The 3,176-nt window shown below is 32.5% G+C and carries 3 protein-coding genes; all 3 read left to right on the top strand.

What is annotated here, in order from left to right; all coding sequences use genetic code 11:
- Positions 1-133: 133 nt before the first annotated feature.
- Positions 134-1,141, top strand: a complete 1,008-nt coding sequence (locus EV196_RS19350; protein WP_132219437.1) for a glycoside hydrolase family 26 protein — start codon at positions 134-136, stop codon at positions 1,139-1,141.
- A gap of 5 nt (positions 1,142-1,146) precedes the next feature.
- Complete coding sequence (locus EV196_RS19345; RefSeq protein WP_132219436.1) at positions 1,147-2,427, top strand: sugar phosphate isomerase/epimerase family protein; 1,281 nt, start codon at positions 1,147-1,149, stop codon at positions 2,425-2,427.
- A 25-nt stretch (positions 2,428-2,452) separates the two neighbouring features.
- Positions 2,453-3,176: ThuA domain-containing protein (locus tag EV196_RS19340; protein WP_243652291.1), on the top strand; the 724-nt coding region annotated here is incomplete at its 3' end.

The raw sequence follows: 3,176 nt of genomic DNA, 5'->3' as shown, positions 1-3,176 counted from the left end.
AGTTCAGATAAATAGTAATTTGTATGCTAGTGTGTAAAAAGCTTACAAATTATTACGGTCTAAATATAAATTGGTGCCAGTACTATGCTGGTTTTTCAATCATTATTGAAAATAAATTTTAAAAATTATAAAGATGAGAGGTTTATTATTTACGCGTAAAATAAGTTTAATTATTCTTTTATTGTTTTTACAAAATGGAATTAGCCAAGAGGCAAAACTTCGTTTTAATTACAATGCTAAATATGAACCTCAAACAGGGATTTATCATGGCGCTGGTCAAGACAAAAATGGCTTTCAGGATTATGTAAATGCCGTTGGGGAAAATAAGTTTCCTGCAATATATATGACGTATGTTAATTTAACCGCACCAGTAAAAAGGATTGAAAGTTGGGGGAAAGATTTAAAACATGTTCTAGATAGTTTGCCCAAAGGGATGATGCCTCAAATTGGTTTAGGATTTACTGGCGGTAAAGATACAGGGGCAGGTTTAGATAAAGAAGTGGCTGATGGAAAATATGACAAACAATTACAAGCATTTTATAAAGTGCTATTGGATTTAGACAGACCTTCCTTTACTAGGATTGGTTACGAGTTTGAAGGCGATTGGAATGGGTATTCACCAGAAAGTTATAAAAAAGTTTTTATTACTATTTCTAAAGCATTTGAGGAAAAAAACATAAAATCGGCTACGGTTTGGTGTTCGGGTGGTGGTTCGGCTGATTTTATAGGTCTTGAAAAATTAATGGCATATTACCCAGGGAATGAATATGTAGATTGGTGGGGTATTGATATTTTTAGCCCTGAAGAATTTGATCATATTGGTTTGCAAACCTTTTTTGATGCTGCTAATACTCATAAAAAACCAGTGATGATTGGCGAATGTACACCAAGATACGTTGGGGTTTCAGATGGTGAAATTTCTTGGAATAAATGGTTTAAACCTTTTTTCGAAATGTTAGATGATAATCCGGGGATAAAAGCATTTTGTTACATCAATTGGGATTGGGAATATTGGTCGAACAAAAATGGTTTTCCATGGCATGATTGGAAAGATGCCCGTATAGAAAAAAATCCATTTGTATTGGAGGCATATAAAACAGAAATGGAGAAGCCACTATTTATTCACCTTGATAAAAAGTAAGATAAATGAAAACACTGATATATATAATCCTATTTGTAAATTCATTTGTCAGTTTTGCTCAAGAAAACTATAGGCTGTCTTCTCAAAAAGATCGACTCAGACAATATTCGGGTCAGTGGGTAAGTGCTATGAATCCTAGCACAGATAGTGTTGCAAAATTTCCAGAAATAAAAATGAGTAGTATGAATAATTTCAATAATCATTCGCTCACGGTTGAAGTTTTTCAAAAAGATAATAGCAACCAATACAATCCTATACTTTATGAAATTATAGGTTATGATCGTGTTACTGATACTGTTTTTGCTGCAGGTCATAATGTACAAGGTGCATTTTTTACTGGGAAAGGCACCTTTTCTTCAGAAAAAAAATGGTCGATGCAAGACAGAGATCTCAATGGTAATAAAACAATGAAGGTTGATTTTAACTTTCAGAATAATACAGATGTTATTTTAGAAGGATTTGATAAAAACAACAATTCCTTATGGAAAACCAGATACATTAAAAATAATCCTAAAAACAAAAATATTGGTATTCAACTAGTTTCTGTTCATGACGATATGCTAAAAAATCCAGAACAAACCTTAATTCAGTTAGGTAGAATGGGGTATAGCTATGTTGAGACTTTTGTTTATAAAGAAGGTGGTTTTTATGGTCAAAGTCCAGAGCAGTTTAAGGTTATGGTTGAAAAATCTAGGATGAAATTTTTGGGTTCTATGACTTTTTTCGATCCTGAAGATAAAAATGATGATACCGCAATAAATTCGTGGTGGAATAAAACGATACAAGATCATAAAAAAGCAGGTGTTGAATATCTATCTACCTCAAATAGTAAATTAAAAGGCATTAAGACGATCAAAGAACTTCAAGAGTATTGTAATTATTATAATAAAGTTGGAAAACTTTGTATGGAGAACGGACTTAAGTTTGTGTATCATAATCACGCCGATGAATTTTTAAAGGTAGAAGGCGTAACCGTTTATGATTATTTTCTTCAAAATACCAATCCTGAGTATGTCTATTTTCAATCTGATTTATATTGGATGCATGTGGGCGGTGTAAATCCTGTTCATTATTTTAAAACCTATCCCAACCGATTTATTAGTTGGCATGTGAAGGATTATAAAGAATTAGGCGAAAGTGGGAAAATAGATTTCAAGGACATTTTCAACTATCAAAAAATATCTGGAGTTCAATATATCTTATCTGAAGTGGAAGCGTATAGTTTCCCTCCTTTATTTAGTGTTAATTTAGCTTGGGAATATATTTATTATGAATTATTAAAATAAACGTTTGATTATGAAACCTTTTACAATGAAGTATCTTTTATTAACTATATTTTTCTTTACAATGATTAAAACAAATGCGCAAGACCAGTTTAGTGTTTTATTGTTTACTCAACATGATACTTGGCATTACAATACCATCCCTGTTGCAGTTGAAGCTTTTCAAGAAATGGCAGTAGAAAATCAGTTTAAATTTGATTGGACACAAAGGCCAAATGATCTTATAGAAAAATTACCAGAATATGATGTTGTCATATTCATGAACGCCAATGCCAATTTTTTGACGCCAAAGCATATGATTGCTTTAAAAGCATTTATGAAACGAGGCGGTGGCTTTGTTGGCATACACGGAACAGCAGATGGCGAAAACGAGAATGCTTGGTTTGATGAACTTGTAGGAGCGAAATTTGTGAATCATCCAAAATTACAAGCAGCCATTGTAAACGTTGAGAATAGTGATTTTCCAGCAACATGGCATCTACCAAATAAGTGGCTTCGTAGTGATGAATGGTATAACTTTGAAAAGATGAATTTAGATAAGCTAAATATTCTATTGACTGTTGATGAAACTACTTATGATTTTACTGCGGGTTATGATGATATCCCGTTAAAAGGCATGGGTGAAATGCATCCAATAGCTTGGTATCAAGAATATGAAGGAGGAAGATCGTTTTATACTGCTTTAGGTCATAAACCTGAATCTTATAAAGACAAAAACTTTTTGAATCACATTTTTGGTGCAATATATTGGG

The sequence above is a fragment of the Mariniflexile fucanivorans genome (genome assembly GCF_004341235.1).
In the GTDB taxonomy this organism is placed as follows: Bacteria; Bacteroidota; Bacteroidia; order Flavobacteriales; family Flavobacteriaceae; genus Mariniflexile; species Mariniflexile fucanivorans.
The sequence above is the reverse complement of the archived record's forward strand: the minus strand, read 5'-3'. Positions and strand labels throughout refer to the sequence as shown.